Annotated in this window: 19 protein-coding genes; 7 read left to right on the top strand and 12 right to left on the bottom strand. The window is 64.7% G+C overall.

From position 1 onward, the window contains the following. Position 1: 1 nt before the first annotated feature. The 4 genes from QZ634_RS18410 to gmk form a co-directional block, all read right to left on the bottom strand. Positions 2-1,315: a D-amino acid dehydrogenase gene (locus QZ634_RS18410; protein ID WP_366145428.1), complete on the bottom strand. Its 1,314-nt coding sequence runs from the start codon at positions 1,313-1,315 to the stop codon at positions 2-4. Between the two features lie 80 nt (positions 1,316-1,395). Continuing rightward, complete coding sequence (locus QZ634_RS18415) at positions 1,396-3,567, bottom strand: bifunctional (p)ppGpp synthetase/guanosine-3',5'-bis(diphosphate) 3'-pyrophosphohydrolase (RefSeq protein ID WP_291990941.1); 2,172 nt, start codon at positions 3,565-3,567, stop codon at positions 1,396-1,398. A gap of 82 nt (positions 3,568-3,649) precedes the next feature. Beyond that, entirely contained in the window at positions 3,650-3,856 is a 207-nt protein-coding gene (gene rpoZ, locus QZ634_RS18420) for a DNA-directed RNA polymerase subunit omega (RefSeq protein WP_291990943.1), read from the bottom strand. Between the two features lie 20 nt (positions 3,857-3,876). After that, entirely contained in the window at positions 3,877-4,485 is a 609-nt protein-coding gene (gene gmk / locus QZ634_RS18425; protein WP_291990945.1) for a guanylate kinase, read from the bottom strand. Between the two features lie 153 nt (positions 4,486-4,638). On the opposite strand from gmk, the gene QZ634_RS18430 reads away from it, so the two are divergent. Continuing rightward, complete coding sequence (locus tag QZ634_RS18430; RefSeq protein ID WP_291990947.1) at positions 4,639-4,998, top strand: hypothetical protein; 360 nt, start codon at positions 4,639-4,641, stop codon at positions 4,996-4,998. Between the two features lie 80 nt (positions 4,999-5,078). On the opposite strand, the gene QZ634_RS18435 is transcribed toward QZ634_RS18430, so the two are convergent. From QZ634_RS18435 to QZ634_RS18445, 3 genes are all read right to left on the bottom strand, one after another. After that, on the bottom strand, positions 5,079-5,303 hold the full coding sequence (locus tag QZ634_RS18435) for a YMGG-like glycine zipper-containing protein (RefSeq protein ID WP_291990949.1): 225 nt from the start codon (positions 5,301-5,303) through the stop codon (positions 5,079-5,081). 12 nt (positions 5,304-5,315) lie between these two features. Beyond that, on the bottom strand, positions 5,316-5,711 hold the full coding sequence (locus QZ634_RS18440; RefSeq protein WP_291990951.1) for a hypothetical protein: 396 nt from the start codon (positions 5,709-5,711) through the stop codon (positions 5,316-5,318). A gap of 137 nt (positions 5,712-5,848) precedes the next feature. Further along, on the bottom strand, positions 5,849-6,715 hold the full coding sequence (locus QZ634_RS18445; RefSeq protein ID WP_291990953.1) for a YicC/YloC family endoribonuclease: 867 nt from the start codon (positions 6,713-6,715) through the stop codon (positions 5,849-5,851). Positions 6,716-6,818: 103 nt separating this feature from the next. Between QZ634_RS18445 and QZ634_RS18450 the strand changes: the two genes are divergently transcribed. The 5 genes from QZ634_RS18450 to hemW are packed head-to-tail and all read left to right on the top strand — an operon-like array spanning position 6,819 to position 11,256. Continuing rightward, positions 6,819-7,769: a serine/threonine-protein kinase gene (locus QZ634_RS18450; protein ID WP_043565139.1), complete on the top strand. Its 951-nt coding sequence runs from the start codon at positions 6,819-6,821 to the stop codon at positions 7,767-7,769. Continuing rightward, positions 7,766-8,686 carry a protein phosphatase 2C domain-containing protein gene (locus tag QZ634_RS18455; protein ID WP_291990955.1) on the top strand — a complete coding sequence of 307 codons (921 nt, stop codon included), beginning with the start codon at positions 7,766-7,768 and terminating at the stop codon, positions 8,684-8,686. The genes QZ634_RS18450 and QZ634_RS18455 overlap by 4 nt, the downstream gene beginning before the upstream one ends. A gap of 8 nt (positions 8,687-8,694) precedes the next feature. Continuing rightward, the gene (rph, locus tag QZ634_RS18460; protein WP_291990957.1) at positions 8,695-9,411 is read left to right on the top strand and encodes a ribonuclease PH; all 717 of its coding nucleotides are present in this window, start codon (positions 8,695-8,697) and stop codon (positions 9,409-9,411) included. Between the two features lie 4 nt (positions 9,412-9,415). After that, entirely contained in the window at positions 9,416-10,003 is a 588-nt protein-coding gene (gene rdgB, locus QZ634_RS18465; RefSeq protein ID WP_291990959.1) for an RdgB/HAM1 family non-canonical purine NTP pyrophosphatase, read from the top strand. Then, complete coding sequence (gene hemW / locus QZ634_RS18470) at positions 10,003-11,256, top strand: radical SAM family heme chaperone HemW (RefSeq protein ID WP_291990960.1); 1,254 nt, start codon at positions 10,003-10,005, stop codon at positions 11,254-11,256. The genes rdgB and hemW overlap by 1 nt, the downstream gene beginning before the upstream one ends. A gap of 33 nt (positions 11,257-11,289) precedes the next feature. On the opposite strand, the gene QZ634_RS18475 is transcribed toward hemW, so the two are convergent. Continuing rightward, the gene (locus QZ634_RS18475; protein WP_291990961.1) at positions 11,290-12,459 is read right to left on the bottom strand and encodes an ankyrin repeat domain-containing protein; all 1,170 of its coding nucleotides are present in this window, start codon (positions 12,457-12,459) and stop codon (positions 11,290-11,292) included. 87 nt (positions 12,460-12,546) lie between these two features. Between QZ634_RS18475 and QZ634_RS18480 the strand changes: the two genes are divergently transcribed. Beyond that, complete coding sequence (locus tag QZ634_RS18480) at positions 12,547-13,071, top strand: energy transducer TonB (protein WP_291990962.1); 525 nt, start codon at positions 12,547-12,549, stop codon at positions 13,069-13,071. Here the strand turns inward: QZ634_RS18480 and trmB are convergent. The 4 genes from trmB to QZ634_RS18500 form a co-directional block, all read right to left on the bottom strand. After that, positions 13,030-13,788: a tRNA (guanosine(46)-N7)-methyltransferase TrmB gene (gene trmB, locus QZ634_RS18485; RefSeq protein WP_291990963.1), complete on the bottom strand. Its 759-nt coding sequence runs from the start codon at positions 13,786-13,788 to the stop codon at positions 13,030-13,032. The genes QZ634_RS18480 and trmB overlap by 42 nt on opposite strands. Positions 13,789-13,790: 2 nt before the next feature. After that, positions 13,791-14,585: a thiazole synthase gene (locus tag QZ634_RS18490; RefSeq protein WP_291990964.1), complete on the bottom strand. Its 795-nt coding sequence runs from the start codon at positions 14,583-14,585 to the stop codon at positions 13,791-13,793. Positions 14,586-14,609: 24 nt separating this feature from the next. Then, positions 14,610-14,810 carry a sulfur carrier protein ThiS gene (gene thiS / locus QZ634_RS18495; RefSeq protein ID WP_291990965.1) on the bottom strand — a complete coding sequence of 67 codons (201 nt, stop codon included), beginning with the start codon at positions 14,808-14,810 and terminating at the stop codon, positions 14,610-14,612. Between the two features lie 90 nt (positions 14,811-14,900). Next, the gene (locus tag QZ634_RS18500) at positions 14,901-15,953 is read right to left on the bottom strand and encodes a glycosyltransferase family 2 protein (RefSeq protein ID WP_291990966.1); all 1,053 of its coding nucleotides are present in this window, start codon (positions 15,951-15,953) and stop codon (positions 14,901-14,903) included. Positions 15,954-15,990 lie beyond the last annotated feature (37 nt).

A 15,990-nucleotide genomic window follows, 5' to 3' on the forward strand; every position in this document is an offset into this window, starting at 1 on the left:
CTCAAAGGAAGCGAAAAGCCGGCTCGGGCTTGCGGCCACTGACGATATCGGCCAGCGCGGCGCCCGAGCCGCAAGCCATCGTCCAGCCGAGCGTGCCGTGGCCGGTGTTGAGGTACAGATTGGCGATTGACGAGCGTCCGATCAGCGGCACGTTGGACGGCGTCGCCGGGCGCAGGCCACACCAGAATTCGACCTCGCCGGCCGCTCGCAAGTCGGGGAAAAGTTCGCCGGCCCGGCGCATCAGGGCCGCGCAGCGCACGTCGTTGAGCTCGGTGTTGTAGCCATTGAACTCGGCTGTGCCGGCGATGCGCAGGCGTTGACCGAGGCGTGAAAAGACGATCTTGTGGCCATCGTCGGTGAGGCTGACGCTGGGCGCAACGCTATCCGCGGCGAGCGCCACGGTCGCCGAGTAACCCTTGGCCGGATAAACGGGCAGACGCAGGCCAAGGGGACGCAGCAGGAGCGGGGTGTAGCTGCCCAGCGCCGCGACGTAGGCGTCGGCCTGGTGCACCTCGCCGGCAACCCGTACGCCGGCAACGCGCCCGGCGTCGGCAAGCAGCTGCTCTATTCTGGCGCCGTAGCGAAAGATGACCCCCTGTGCGGCGCAACGGGTGGCGAGCTGTTGCGTGAAACGATGTGCGTCGCCGGATTCGTCGTCGCGGGTGTAGTCGCCGCCGACCAGGCGCTGCCTGGCGGCGGCCAGCGCCGGCTCGATGGCCAGACACTCGTCGATGCTCACCGTCCGCCGCTCACAACCAAAGCTGCGCATCACGGCCGCCGCCTCGCAGGCGAGCCTGAAGTCGCGGTGATCGGTGTAGATATGCAGAATGCCCCGTTCGAGATGGTCGTAGTCGAGCGCGGTTTCAGCGCGCAGGGCCTGCAGCTGGCGGCGGCTGTACAGGGCCAGGGTGACGATGTCGCGGATATTGGCCTGCGTGCGCCGCGCGGTGCACTCGCGCAGGAAGCGCAGACTCCAGTCCAGCAAGGCCGCATCCCAGCGCAAGCGAAAGAGCAGCGGGGCGTCCTCGCGGCGCATCCAGGCCAGTGCGCGCAGCGGCGCATGCGGGTTCGCCCAGGGCTCGGCGTGGGAGACCGAAATCTGGCCGCCGTTGGCAAAACTGGTTTCCAGTCCGGCCGCATCCTGACGCTCGAGTACCGTCACCTGATGCCCCGCCCTGGCCAGGTACCAGGCGCTGGTGACGCCCACGACACCGGCGCCGAGGACGAGAACTTTCAAGCCGGGAACCGCCGCGCGAGCGGTCCGACGGGACGCTCGGCCGACTGGTCGGCACGGACCCAGGAGAGCCGCGGACAGCTTGCAAGCTCAGGGCGCATGGCAGGCGGTTCCAGCGGGGAAAGGGAAAGGGAAGGACGGCTCAACCGCGGCGTCCGGATTCAGGCCGCAGGGAGCCCTTGCTCCCGCGAGATACGGACCACTTCCGGAATGCGGCGCAGGCTGCGCATCAGGCGCGCCAGCGAGGTGCGATCGGCGACCTGGACGGTGAAATGCAAGGTCGTGTACAGCCCGGAATCCTTCTCGTCCATATGCACGTTCAGGATATTGGTTCCGGAACTCGATATCTCGGTGGCAATCCTGCCCAGGGCGCCGAGGGTATTCTGCACGACGACCTGGACGCGGACGCTGAACAGTTGCCCGGCTTCCGGTTCCCAGTCGACGTCGATCCACTTCGCCGGCTTGGCACTGCGCGCCTTGCGGATCGCCGGACAATCGTGGGTATGAATGACCAGCCCCTTGCCCTTCCAGATCGAACCGATGACCGGGTCACCGGGAATCGGCTGGCAGCACGGCGCAAACTGCACGGCCATGCCTTCGCTGCCACGAATGACCAGCGAAGTGCCCGACGTTTGCTGGCCGGCCGGCAGCGCCGCATGCTCCTTGCTCAACAGGCGGCGCGCGACAACACCCGCCAGACGGAAACCGAGGCCAATGTCGGTGTAGACCTCCTTGACCAGCCGGTTTCCCGAATCGCGCAGGACACTCCTCCAGCGCGCTACCGGCACCTCGGCGGCACTGATGCCAAGCGCCCGCAACTCCTGTCCAAGCATCTTTTCCCCCAGCGCCGTCGATTCATCGACGTGCGCGGTTTTCAGGTAGTGGCGGATCTTGCTGCGCGCCCGGCCGGTCTTTACGTGCGTCAGCCACTCGGCACTCGGATGGGCATCGGCGGAGGTGACGATATCGACGCGATCGCCATTGGTCAGCTCGGTGGCCAATGGCATCAGGTTGAAATTGATGCGCGCAAGAGCGCTGTGATTGCCGATGTCGGTGTGCACCGCGTAGGCCAGGTCGACCGCCGTCGCGCCCCGCGGCAAGGGGATGATCTTCCCCTTCGGCGTGAAAACGTAAATCTCGTGCGGGAAGAGGTCGACCTTGACGTGTTCGAGAAACTCCGAAGAATCAACGGCGGTGCTCTGCAATTCCAGCAAGGAGTGAAACCATTTGGTCGTTTTCTGCTGCAACTCCTCGCCGAGCGACTCGCTGTCCTTGTACAACCAGTGCGAAGCGATTCCTTCCTGCGCCACCTTGTCCATTGCCGCGGTACGAATCTGTACCTCGAACGGGGTCCCATGCGGACCGATCAAGGTGGTGTGCAGGGACTGGTAGCCGTTCGGCTTGGGGATCGCGATGTAGTCCTTGAACTTTCCCGGCACCGGCTTGTAAAGCGCATGCAGCGAACCGAGGGCGAGATAGGTGGTCGGCACGTCCTTGACGACGACGCGGAATCCGTAGACGTCGAGCACCTGGGAAAACGACAGGCGCTTGTCGAGCATCTTGCGATAGATCGAATAGAGGCTCTTCTCGCGGCCGAAAACGTCGGCCTCGATAGTGGCCGCGCCGAGCTTGCCCTTGATGCCGTCGAGAATTCGCGACAGCAGCTCGCGCCGGTTGCCACGCGCCGCTTTCAGCGCCCGCCCGAGAACGCGCGCGCGCATCGGATAGATCAGCTGGAACGAGAGATCCTGCAACTCGTTGAACAGCGTGCTGAGACCAAGCCGACCGGCAATCGGCGCATAGATTTCCAGCGTCTCTCTGGCGATGCGACGGCGCTTCTCGGCGCGAACCGCGGCCATCGTCTGCAGGTTGTGGTGGCGATCGGCCAGTTTGATCAGCACCACGCGCAAGTCGCGCGCCATGGCCATGAGCATCTTGCGGAAGTTCTCCGCCTGCGCGTCTTCCTGGGACTGGAATTCGATCTTGTCGAGTTTCGACAGGCCGTCGACCAGATCAGCGACCGGCTTGCCGAAGCGTTCGACAATCTCCGCCTTGCTGACCGCCGTATCCTCCATCACGTCGTGCAACAGCGCGGCAATCACGCCCTCGACATCGATTTTCCAGTCGGCAATCGCCCCGGCCACGGCCAGGGGATGGGTGATGTACGGTTCTCCCGACTTGCGAACCTGCCCGCGGTGCGCTTCCTCGCCAAACAGATAGGCCTTGCGAACCAGGGCGATTTCTTCCGGCGACAGGTAATTCAGGCTGTCGAGAAAAACGCGATATGCCGGATCGTCCTCGGGAGAAAGGACGTCCGAGGGCTCGTCAGCCACGGCCAGCTCAGCTGGAATCGTCGGGATGCCTGTGGCGGCCACTGGATCCACCGTCAAACACGGGAAAACCAGTCGGCGAGCGTCAGGCTTGACCGCGGTTGAGGACTTCCAGACCAACCTTGCCAGCGGCCAGTTCGCGCAGGGCGATTACCGTCGGCTTGTCGCGGCCGCCATCGACCAGCGGCGTTGCTCCGGCGGCCAGCTGACGAGCACGGTAGGTGGCGGCCAGGGTCATCTGAAAACGATTCGGAATGCGGTGCAGACAGTCGTCTACGGTCACTCGTGCCATACAGAAATCTCCCAATGGAATCAAAGCATTGTTGCGAACAGAATGGAATGGCGCTGACGCTGTGCGGGGCAGCGAAGGCGCGTGGCGCGAAGCACCGCCAAAAGGTCGTGCAGCGCTCGCTGCAGATCGTCGTTGATAATAACATAGTCGAATTCATCGACATGGCGCATCTCTTCCCGGGCAGCAGCGACGCGGCGGCCAATCGTCTCGTCGCTGTCGGTGGCGCGGTCGCGCAGGCGGCGCTCGAGCTCGTCGATAGACGGCGGCACGATGAAGACGCCGATGGCGGCCGGAAATTGGCGACGAACCTGCTGCGCACCCTGCCAGTCGATCTCCAGGAGCACGTCCTGCCCGGCCTGCAAGGCCCCTTCGATGCCACTCGCCGATGTGCCGTAATAGTTGCCATGCACTTGCGCCCACTCAAGGAAGTCGTTATTGGCGATCTTGTCGAGAAAGTCCTGGACGCCGATGAAGTGGTATGCGAGACCATCGCGCTCACCAGCGCGCGGCGCCCGCGTGGTATGAGAAACTGACACCCGGATCCGCGGATCGTTCGCGAGCAAATGCCGCACCAGCGTCGTCTTGCCGGCACCTGACGGCGCCGTGACGATATAGAGATCTCCGCTCATGGTCTTGTCGGTCAGCGAATGTTGAAAGCGCAATTGTACCCGCGACGCGACTGCAGGCGCCGCGCAGGCAGCTTGTTCGACGGCATGGACTCGCCGGCCCGTACAGGGGAGAATCGAAGCCTTCCAGTTTTCACTAGGCGAGGAGTCCCCCCGATGTCCCGAAGCAAGTTCACGCAGCGCGCCCTCCTCTTGCTGTCTGCCTTGGCGGCAGGCACCGCCTGCGCTGCCGAGATTCCGGTCAAGATCCTCGGCCCCGATGACCTGTCGTGCCGCGCGTGGACCGAGTCAAGAGCCGACGCCGACGAGCGCGCGCTGTACGTCGCCTGGATACGCGGCGTGCTCACCGGCCATAACTACGCCCTCCGCAGCCAGCAGGTGTCGACGATGTCCGGCGGAACCATCGAGAAACACGCCACCCGTTACTGCAACGACAACCCACGCGGCGACCTCAGCGATGCGGCCTTTCGCCTGAGCGATAAGTTTTCCGGTCGCAATGCCGCGATCACCAAATAAAAGAGCCGCGGCGGCGGCTCTTTTCCTGGCCATCGGCCCGCGCTGAGCGCAAGGCCGCATCGCCCTCGGGATCGGCGTCGCTACTGCTGGTTCTTGCCCTTGATGTTGCCGACGGTGCCACCAAGAATGCCGCCAATGGCCGCCCCGGTCCATCCGTTTCCGCCCGAGATGGCGGCAATTCCCGCCCCCGCAGCAGCCCCGATCGCCGCGCCACTGACCGTCCCCTGCTCGCGCGGCGTCATATTGGTACAACCGAGAACGGTCAATGCGGCAGCCGTCGCCAAAGCCAGTCCAGTTCTGTTCATCTCTCGCCTCCGTTATTTGTTCTTGTTGAGTCCGGGAACGACCATCTCGAACCAGATCGTCTCGACCACCGGGCGCTGCAACTGATCGGGATGGGCGGCGTACCACTTGTCAATGGCGGCCAGCGCCGTTTCCAGGGTATGACCCTTCATCCCCTTCACCACTTTCGGTGAAAAGTCACTCACGCTCGCCTTCGGGTCATCGGCCTGATACGCCACGTCGACCTGGATGGCATTGGACAGACCGACCAGATACGCCTTCTTGATGTCCGGAGACGACCGGGTCCAGTGCGTACCATCGACCAGCGGCACCTCCTCGGCGGCGCCAACCGTGCCGCAGATCACCAGCAAGGCGGCGCACGCGGCGGAGGCGACCTTTCTCAATTTCGAACGACCCAATTCTATAGGCATGATCTTTCCCTCCATGACAGGAATCGCCAAGCTATCACAGCTCGCTGGCGGTTAGAAGCGAAACGTTTTCCGTCTGGCACCGGAAGGCGGCGACGAGCTGATCGCCAAACCCTGGGCCATTCGCCAGCCCTCGCCGCTCACTCCAGATTCTGCACCTGCTCACGCATTTGTTCGATGAGCAACTTGAACTCGATGGCCAGCTGCGACAGCTCGGCAACCAGCGACTTGGAGCCAAAGGTATTGGCCTCGCGAGTCAGTTCCTGCATCAGAAAATCCAGGCGTTTGCCACTGACTCCGCCGGCTCCGAGAACGCGCTCAACCTCGTCGAGATGAGTCGCCAGGCGCGCCAGTTCCTCGGCCACATCGATACGCGCGGCGAAGACCGCCACCTCCTGTCGAATCCGGTCGTCGCTCACCGTATCGAGGGCATCGAGCAGGCGCTGGCGCAGTTTGTCGTTGAAGGCGGCCAGAGCAGCCGGAATCCGTGGCTCGATATCGCGTAACAGAACGCGCATGCGGGCAACCTTTTCGAGGATCACCGCGGCCAGTTTCCCGCCCTCGCGCGCGCGACTGGCGACGAACTCGTCGAGCGCGTCGCAGGCCAGCGCCCGGCAAGCCGGCAACACGGCCTCGCCATCCAGCGCGTCGTCGCCGAAAATGCCCGGCCAGCGCAGCACGTCGCTGACCGCCAGCGGAGCGGCAAGGGGCAGCACGGCGCGGACCTGCGCATCGAGCAGGGCGAGGCTTTCGAGCAGGTCGGCGTTCAGACTCGCTTGCTGCGTAGCGCTGGCGGTGGGAACAAAGCTGAGCCGACATTCCAGCTTGCCGCGCACCAGGCGCGCGCCGATCAGTTCGCGCAGCGCAGGTTCGGCAATACGCAGCTCGTCGCTGACGCGAAAGTGATAGTCGAGGTAGCGCGAATTGACGCTCTTCAACTCGATTTGCAGGGCGCCGCCCTTGACGGCACACGCCGCCACGGCATAGCCGGTCATGCTGTAGATCATCGGAATCCTGATGTGTGGACGGAGGCAGGTCTGCAGCCGGCTTTACAGCCTACCCCGAAAGACCGGACAATGGCCGACACTCCGAATGATAGCTTCGACAGCGATGGTGCAACAAGCAAACCACCCCCTTCCTGCAGCGTTCCAACTTGATGAGTACTGCATCGAGCATCAGCTCTCCCTGGGTGGCTTTTCGATCGTCTATGTGGCCACGGATGGGGAGGGCAAGCGCGTGGCCATCAAGGAGTACCTGCCCAATACGCTGGCCCTGCGCAGCGAAGGAAGAACTGCACCGATCATCGCCGAAGACCATCTACCGGCTTTCCGCTACGGGATGAAGTGTTTCTTCGAAGAAGGGCGGGCACTTGCCGGCCTGTCGCATCCGAACGTGATCCGCGTCCTGAACTTCTTTCGTGCCAACGACACGGTCTACATGGTCATGGAGTACGAGCAGGGCCGCACCCTGCAGGAACTCATTCAGAAGCATCGGGCGGGGGTCACGGAGAACTTCATTCGCAATGTGTTCACCAAGATGCTCAACGGTCTGCGCGAGGTGCACTCGCACCGCTTGCTGCACCTCGACCTCAAGCCGTCGAATATCTACATGCGCAACAACCACATCCCGGTACTGATCGACTTTGGTGCGGCACGCCAGACGCTGGCCTGCGACACGCCAATGCTCAAGCCGATGTACACGCCGGGCTTCGCCTCGCCGGAGCACTACAGCCAGCGCGAACTGCTCGGCCCGTGGAGCGACATCTACAGCGTCGGCGCTTCGATGTATGCGTGCATCTCGGCGAGCACTCCGCAAGCGGCCGACAGCCGCCTCGACAAGGATCGCCTGGTACCGGCAATGGTGCGCTGGGAAGGTCAGTACTCGGACCAGCTGCTGGAAACCATCGACTGGTGCCTGTGCCTGAATCATCGCTACCGGCCGCAGAGCGTCTTCGCTCTGCAGAAGGCGCTCACCGAACCGGTCGTCGCGCCGCTGCCACAGCCAAAAGCAACCTGGCTCGACCAGATGGTCGGCAAACTGAAGAAATCCCGAAATCCATGAAATTCACGATCTACCAGGAGACCCGCACCGGCAAGCGCGCCAACAACGAAGACCGACTGGCGCACTGCTACTCGCGCGACAGCCTGCTGATGGTCGTCGCCGACGGCATGGGTGGTCACTACTTCGGCGAAGTTGCCGCGCAGATCGCCGTCCAGACGCTCTCCGAGTCCTTTCAGCGCCAGGGCACGACGCGCATTCGCGATCCGTTCCTCTTTCTCCAGACGGGCATGCTCAGCGCGCACAGCGCCATTCTCGACTTCGCCGGCACGCATCACCTCGAGGACTCGCCGCGCACCACCTGTGTCGCCTGCCTCGTGCAAAACAACATCGCCTACTGGGCGCACTCGGGTGATTCTCGGCTCTACCTGCTGCGCAAGGGCAGAATACTGACCCAAACCAAGGACCACTCGCGCGTGCGGCTGCTGCTCGAACAGGGCGCGATCAGCGAAGCGGAGGCGAGCACGCACCCGGACCGCAACAAGATCTACGGCTGCCTGGGCGGCCAGCAGACGCCGGAGATCGAGTTCTCCCGGAAGACGACGCTCGAAGCCGAAGACGTACTCGTCCTGTGCACCGATGGCGCCTGGAGCGGCCTGCCGGGCAACACCATGGCCACGGCACTGAAAACCGACGCTCTGATGCGCGTCGTGCCGACCTTGCTCGACCAGGCGGAAGCCAACGGCGGGCCGCACGCAGACAACCTGTCGATGATTGCCGTGCGCTGGCAGGACACCTACGCGGACGAAAGCAGCGGCGGAAGCAGCGTGATTTCGACCCGATCCATGCCTCGCGACACGGTAACCACCCGCCTCGACGAGTTCGGGCGCAACCCGAGCCACAAGACCGAACTCAGCGATGAGGAGATCGAACTGGCCATCGAAGAGATCCGCTCGACCATCCAGAAGTACGCCAAATAGGAACCTGCATGCGCCCCAGTCACCGCCAAGCTTCGCAGCTGCGCAAGGTCAGCATCGCGCGCCGCTTCACCCGCCACGCCGAAGGCTCGGTGCTGATCGAAATGGGCGACACGCGAGTGCTGTGCACGGCCAGTATCGAGGACTCCGTTCCCGCTTTTCTCCGCGGTGGCGGACAGGGCTGGGTCACTGCCGAATACGGCATGTTGCCGCGCTCGACACACACGCGCAGCGGCCGCGAAGCAGCCAAGGGCAAGCAGACCGGTCGCACGCAGGAGATTCAGCGCCTGATCGGTCGTGCGCTGCGTGCGGTCACCGACCTCAAGCTGCTCGGTGAACGCCAGATCACGCTCGATTGCGATGTCCTGCAGGCGGATGGCGGCACGCGCTGTGCGGCCATCACCGGCGCCTGGCTGGCGCTCAACGACGCCTGCGAACACTTGCTGAGCAAGGGGAAGGTGGCCAGCAACCCCTTGCGCGATCATGTCGCCGCGGTCTCCGTCGGTGTCTATAAGGGCCTGGCGGTGCTCGACCTCGACTACGCCGAGGACGCCAACTGCGATACCGACATGAACGTCGTGATGACCGGCAGCGGTGGCATCGTCGAAGTGCAGGGCACCGCCGAAGGCGAGCCATTCACGCGCTCCCAGATGATCGAACTGCTCGACCTGGCCGATGCCGGCATCGGCCGCCTGATTGCCCACCAGAAAGCATCCCTGGCCCTATGAAATCATGAAACTCGTCCTCGCTTCCAACAACACCAAGAAACTGAAGGAACTCGACGCCATTCTCTCCCCACTGGGCTGGGAACTCGTTCCTCAGGGTCTGCTCGACGTTCCCGAAGTCGAGGAACCGCACTGCACCTTCGTCGAGAATGCCCTGGTCAAAGCGCGCCACGCGGCGCAGCTGACCGGTCTGCCGGCGCTGGCCGACGACTCCGGCCTGTGTGTCGACGCCTTCGGCGGTGCGCCTGGCGTGTACTCGGCGCGCTACGCCGGCGAACCGCGATCGGATGCACGCAACAACGAGAAGCTGCTGGCCGAACTCGGCAACAGCCGCCAGCGCGCCGCTCACTATGTTGCGGTGATCGTTTTCGTCCGTCACGCCGAAGACCCGCAACCGATCATTGCCGAGGGCGAGTGGCACGGCGAGATTCTCTCGGCAGCCCGTGGCGAAAGCGGCTTCGGCTACGATCCGCTGTTTTACGTCCGCGAACTCGACAAGAGCGCCGCCGAACTCGACGCCGCCGAAAAGAACCGCCGCTCGCACCGCGGCCAGGCGCTTGCCCGCCTCGTCGAGCGCCTGCTGGCACGGCGCTGATGCCCGAGCCGACGGGGCGCAGGATCATTCCGCTGATCCCGGCCCGCAACGCTGCGGCGACAGGTCAGCGCCAGATCGACTTTCGCAACCCGCCGCCGCTGGCGCTCTACGTCCATATTCCCTGGTGCGTACAGAAGTGCCCCTACTGCGACTTCAACTCGCATGCCGTAGCGGCACAGAAGGGCGATCGACGAGTGCCGGTGATTCCCGAAGACGACTACGTCACGGCGCTGATCGCCGACCTCGAATCGGCCCTGCCGACGGTCTGGGGACGCCGGGTGGACAGTGTATTCCTGGGTGGCGGCACGCCTAGCCTGCTCTCCGGCGAGGCCGTCGATCGGCTGCTCACTGCCCTGCGCAGCCGGCTGCCGCTGCTGCCCAATGGCGAAATCACCCTGGAGGCCAATCCGGACAGCGTCGAAGCCGGAAAATTCGCCGCCTTTCGCGCCGCTGGCGTGAACCGCCTGTCGATCGGCATCCAGAGCTTCAACCCGCGCCACCTCAAGGCGCTCGGCCGTGCCCACAACGATCGCCAAGCCAGGCAGGCGATCGAGATTGCCGCCCGACACTTCGATAATTTCAATATCGACCTGATTTACGGCCTGCCCGGGCAGACGCTGAGTGAAGCGCTCGCCGACCTCGATGCCGCCCTCGCCTTCGCCCCGCCGCATCTCTCGTGCTATCAGTTGACGATTGAAGCGAACACCGCCTTTGCCGCGCAGCCGCCGACCTTGCCCGCAGCCGACACCTGTGCCGACATGCAGGACGCCATCGAAACCCGCCTGGCCGCCGCCGGCTACGCGCATTACGAAACCTCGGCCTTCGCCCGCAGCGGGCGGCAGTGCCAGCACAACCTCAACTACTGGCATTTCGGTGACTACCTGGGAATCGGCGCCGGCGCGCACGGAAAACTGACGCTGCACGACCGCGTCCTGCGCCAGATGCGCTGGAAACGTCCCGAGCAGTACCTGGCCAAAGTAGCGGCGGGAACGCCGATCCAGCAGGAGTTCGCCGTCGCCGCCGCCGACCTGCCGTTCGAGTTCATGATCAACGCCCTGCGCCTGATCCAGGGTTTCGACGCGCAGTTGTTCGAGTTGCGCACCTCCTTGCCGCTGCTCAGCATCGAGAACGAGCTGCGCCAGGCCGAGCGCGAGGGCCTGATCGAGCGTCAGCGGCAACACATCGCGCCGAGCGACCGTGGGCGCCGTTTCCTCAATCAGCTGCTCGAGCGCTTCCTCGTCGACCGCGCTTGACGTGAACGGACCGCGCCACGCCGACGCCGCCGACTACTGAATGCCTTCGACTGCCCGGTAAAGCTGCTCGCGAAGGTCGTCTGCGGGCTGTCCCTGCGCTTCGACGAGGCGAATCTGGCGCAGCAAATCGGCGACCTGAGCCGCTGCCACCCTTTGCGCCGGCGACTGCTTGACAGGACTCGCCGCCTTGCCTGCGCCGACCGTGGCCGACGTTGCCTCGCCGCCCTGCCCGGCGGGTTTTCCATCGACCATCAGTTGCGCACGCTCGGCGCCCGGCTGACCGCGCCGGGCGGTGATGACCATTGACGGGGGCATGTAGGGCCGCGGCATCGGTTTCTGGAGTGCGGGCCTGGGGCGGGCACTCTGCAGGGCCTTGGCGGTCGCCAGGAGCTTCCTGTGCAGGTCCACGCTGGGCCGCCCTTCGGCTTCCGCAGCGCGAATTTCCTTCAGGATTTCGTCGATCTCGCGCGGAACGGCCGCCGAGCGCACGGCTTGGCCAAAACTTTCCTTCGGCGCCTTGACCGCAATCTCGAATTCCTCCGGCGACGAAATCATTTTCGCCAGGCGAAGACGGTCGTAACGCATGGCTATGGTCAGCGCGCTGTCGCCCCAGTCGTTCCTGGCTTGCGTATCGGCCCCTGCTTCGAGCAGCCGCCGGGCCAGATCGTCGCGGCCTTCGCGCGCGGCCAGGATGAGCGGCGTCGACAGATTCGGCGAAGCGGCGTTGACGTTGGCCCCACGCGCAATGAGTTCCTCGACCAGTTGCTGGTGGCCGTTGAACACCGCGTAATGCAGGGCCCCCCAGTTGTTTCCCTGGCGTTCGAGTGGCGCGCCATGCTCGAGGAGCCAGCGCACCGCTTCGAGATGCCCGCCCCAGGCGGCCAGTTGCAGGGGCTGCTCACCGTTGCGGTTGCTGCGCCGCGGGTCGGCTCCACGGGCGACAAACAGGGCCATCATCTCGATGTTGCCGTGCCAGGCGGCGACCATCAGGCCGCTACCCACCTGCGCGGCCTGGTACTCCGGGTCCAGCCCTTCATCGAGCCAGCGGGTCACCGTGCGCAGATCGCCACGCTCGATCGCGTAGCCAAAGGTAATTGGGTCCGGCGCCGGCGCCTGCGCGACGGCCGCTCCGGCCAGCAGCCAGCAGACCAGCAACAGCCATCGGCTCGCCGTGCCGCCCAGGAAACGCTCGCCGTAGCTCATCCGCTTTCTCCCTCCCGACCGGGCAGCGTTCGCCGCCTCGATTGCATGTGTTCTGTTGCCCGCTTTTTGGTTCACAATGGCAGGCCCATGCCGTCCAGCCTGATTCTTGCCCTCGCCCTGTCGCTCGCCCTGCACGCCAGCCTGCTCCTTCCGCAAGCGTTCAAGCACGGCACGCCGCCGCCACCGCCGGCACTGCAGGCCCGGCTACGCATGCCGGTCGAGCAACCGGCGGCGAGCGCCGAGCCACTGTTGAAGGACACGATGGCGAGCGCCGAGGAAGCGGTCAAGCCACCACCGCCGCCGAAAGTTCTCGTTCGACGCGGCCAGCCAGAGGCCAGGGCCGTCGCCAGACGGGACGTCCAGGCGGCGCAACGAAAGCTCTCGGAACATCTTTACTACCCGCCGGACGCCGTCGCCCGTGGCATCGAGGGTGAAGTCCGCCTGATCCTGACGGTAAGCGAAAGCGGACGCATCAGCGACGTTCATGTCGGCGTCAGCAGCGGCCACGCGAACCTCGACAACGCCGCCGTGCGGGCGGCATGGGCGATGGGCAGGGTAAACTGGGCGCATTCAGGCGAGTTGATCCTGCCGGTCATTTTCCGCCTCGAGTGACCGCGGCGGAACGTTCTCCGGCCGGCGCCGAAAAACCACATCCCAGACGCCGTGCCCAAGCCGCAGACCACGCTGTTCGAACTTGGTTTGCGGGCGATAGTCCGGACGCGGCGCGAAGCCTGGCGCGGTGTTTTCGAGCAGCGCTTCGGACGACAGCACGGCGAGCATCTGCTCGGCGTAGTCCTGCCAATCGGTGGCGCTGTGCAGGTAGCCACCCGGGCGCAGGCGGCTGGCCAGCAGGCTGACCAGCGCCGGCTGCAGCAGGCGCCGCTTGTGGTGGCGCTTCTTCGGCCAGGGATCCGGAAAAAAGACGTGAATGCCGGCCAGCGTCGCGGGGGCGATCATTTCGCGCAGCACCTCGACGGCGTCGTGCTGGATGATGCGCTGGTTGGTCAGTCCCATTTCGGCAATCAGCTTGCACAGGCTGCCGACGCCCGGGGTATGCACTTCGATGCCCAGGTAATCCTGCTCGGGATGGCGGGCGGCAATCGCCGCCGAAGTCTCGCCCATGCCGAAACCGATTTCCAGGATCTGCGGTGCCGAACGTCCGAAGAGCGCGTCGAGATCGACGCGCTCGGCGACGTAGGGAACGCCGATGCTGCCCATCATCTGCTCGCGATAGCGCTGCTGGGCGGCGGAGACGCGCCCCTGGCGGCGCACGAAGCTACGGATGTGCCCGGGCCGATCGACGCGGCGATCGGCCTGCTGGTCGTCCACGCCTAGGAACCGATCAGACCGGTCGTCGGCGACGATGGATCGGCCGAGTAGAACTTGCGCGCCATGCGCCCGGCGAGGAAAGCCTCGCGCCCGGCCTCGACCGCCTTCTTCATGGCGCTGGCCATCAGCAGTGGCTCGCGGGCGTGGGCGATGGCGGTATTCATCAGCACGCCGTCGCAACCCAGCTCCATGGCGATCGCCGCATCCGAGGCGGTACCGACACCGGCGTCGACCAGCACCGGCACCCTGGCCCTGTCGATGATCAGGCGCAGATTCCAGGGATTGACGATGCCCATCCCCGAGCCGATCAGCGAAGCCAGTGGCATCACCGCGACGCAGCCGATGTCCTCGAGCATGGTCGCCTGGATGGGGTCGTCGGCGCAGTAGACCATCACCTCGAAGCCCTCCTTGACCAGGGTTTCCGCCGCCTTGAGCGTTTCCGGCATGTTCGGGAAAAGGTTGCTCGGATCGCCCAGGACTTCCAGCTTGCACAGCGGATGACCGTCAAGCAGTTCGCGCGCCAGGCGCAGGGTGCGCAGCGCGTCGGCGGCCGTATAGCAACCGGCGGTGTTCGGCAGGATGGTGAACTGCGCTGGCGGCAGCACGTCGAGCAGGTTCGGCTCGCCGGCGTTCTGGCCAATGTTGGTGCGCCGGATGGCGACGGTGACGATCTCGGCGCCGGAGGCGTCGATGGCCGCTCGCGTTTCGCTGAAATCCTTGTACTTGCCGGTGCCGACGAGCAGACGCGAACGATAGGTCTTGCCGGCAATCGTCAGGCTGTGGGGAGAAGCTTGCATGCGTCCTGTTCTTCCGAATGAGGCTCAGCCACCGCCGACGGCAACAACGATCTCGATACGATCACCGTCAGCCAGCGCCGTTTCGGCATGCCGGCCGCGGGGAACGATGTCGCCGTTGCGTTCGACGGCGATCCGCTTGCCGGCGTGGTGCAGCGCGGCCACCAGTTCAGCGACCGTCAGCGGCGAGGGAAATTGGCGGCTTTCGCCGTTGATCACGAGTTCCATAGAGCGGCGATTTTATCACGCTGCAAGGCAATCGCCCGCTGGCCGCGCACAGCCGGCACCACCGCCGGACCAGCATGTGGCGCGCGACGATCAGCGCGCCTCGGGCGGGGAAGCGCTCGCCTTCGTGTGCAACTGCGAGGGGATAATCCGATTGACCAGGTACAGCGGACGTCCCTTGACCTCGTTGAAAATCCGTCCGATGTACTCGCCGAGAACACCGACCGAGATCAGCTGCACGCCGCCAAGGAACAACACCGCCACCAGCAGCGACGGGTAGCCGCGCACCGGGTCACCGTACATCAAGGTCTTCCAGATCACGAAGGCGGCGTACAACAGAGACAGGAAGGCGACCGAGAGCCCCAGGTAGCTGGCGATTTTCAGCGGCCCGATGGTAAATGAGGTGATTCCCTCGAGCGCCAGGTTCCACAGCTTCCAGTAACTCCATTTGGTGATCCCGGCCAGGCGCGGACTGCGCCGATAGACGAGCGGCCGGGAGGGGAAGCCAACCCAGGCGAACAGCCCTTTCATGAAACGATGCTCCTCGCGCAGCCGCGACAGCTCGCGTACCACGCGCCTCGTCATCAGACGGAAATCGCCGGTGTCGCGCGGTATTTCCACGCGGCTGACGCTGCCGATGAGTCGATAGAAGAGGTGGGCCGTTGCCTTCTTCAGCCAGCTTTCCCCGTCGCGGTGGCTGCGCACGCCGTAGATGACGTCGTAGCCTTCGCGCCAGCCCCTGAGCATCTCCGGAATCAGCTCGGGTGGGTCCTGCAAGTCAGCATCGAGAACGATGACCACCTCGCCGCTGCTGTGGTCGAGGCCGGCACTGAGCGCGATCTCCTTGCCAAAGTTTCGCGACAGGTCGACCACCATCACCTGCGCATCGTCCGCCTGCAAGGCGTGCATCAGCGCCAGGGTATGGTCGGTGCTGCCATCATTGACCAGCACCAGTTCGTAGGGAGCACCGATGGCCCTGAGGACCTCGCTCACCCGCCGGTGAAACTCACCGATAGCTTCCTGCTCGTTGTAAGCAGGCGCGACGATCGAGATACTGGGCAGGGCATCGTCCGCTCGCGGGCTGAGGCGCGGGTGTTCAGCCGCCGCTGCGGGCGAAGGCTGGCAAATCTGTGGTTCTGCGATCATCGACGGCACCTGGCGAGGTTGGATGGAAAAGCAGTTC

It is taken from the genome of Candidatus Accumulibacter sp. ACC007 (assembly GCF_907163205.1).
Lineage (GTDB): Bacteria > Pseudomonadota > Gammaproteobacteria > Burkholderiales > Rhodocyclaceae > Accumulibacter > Accumulibacter regalis.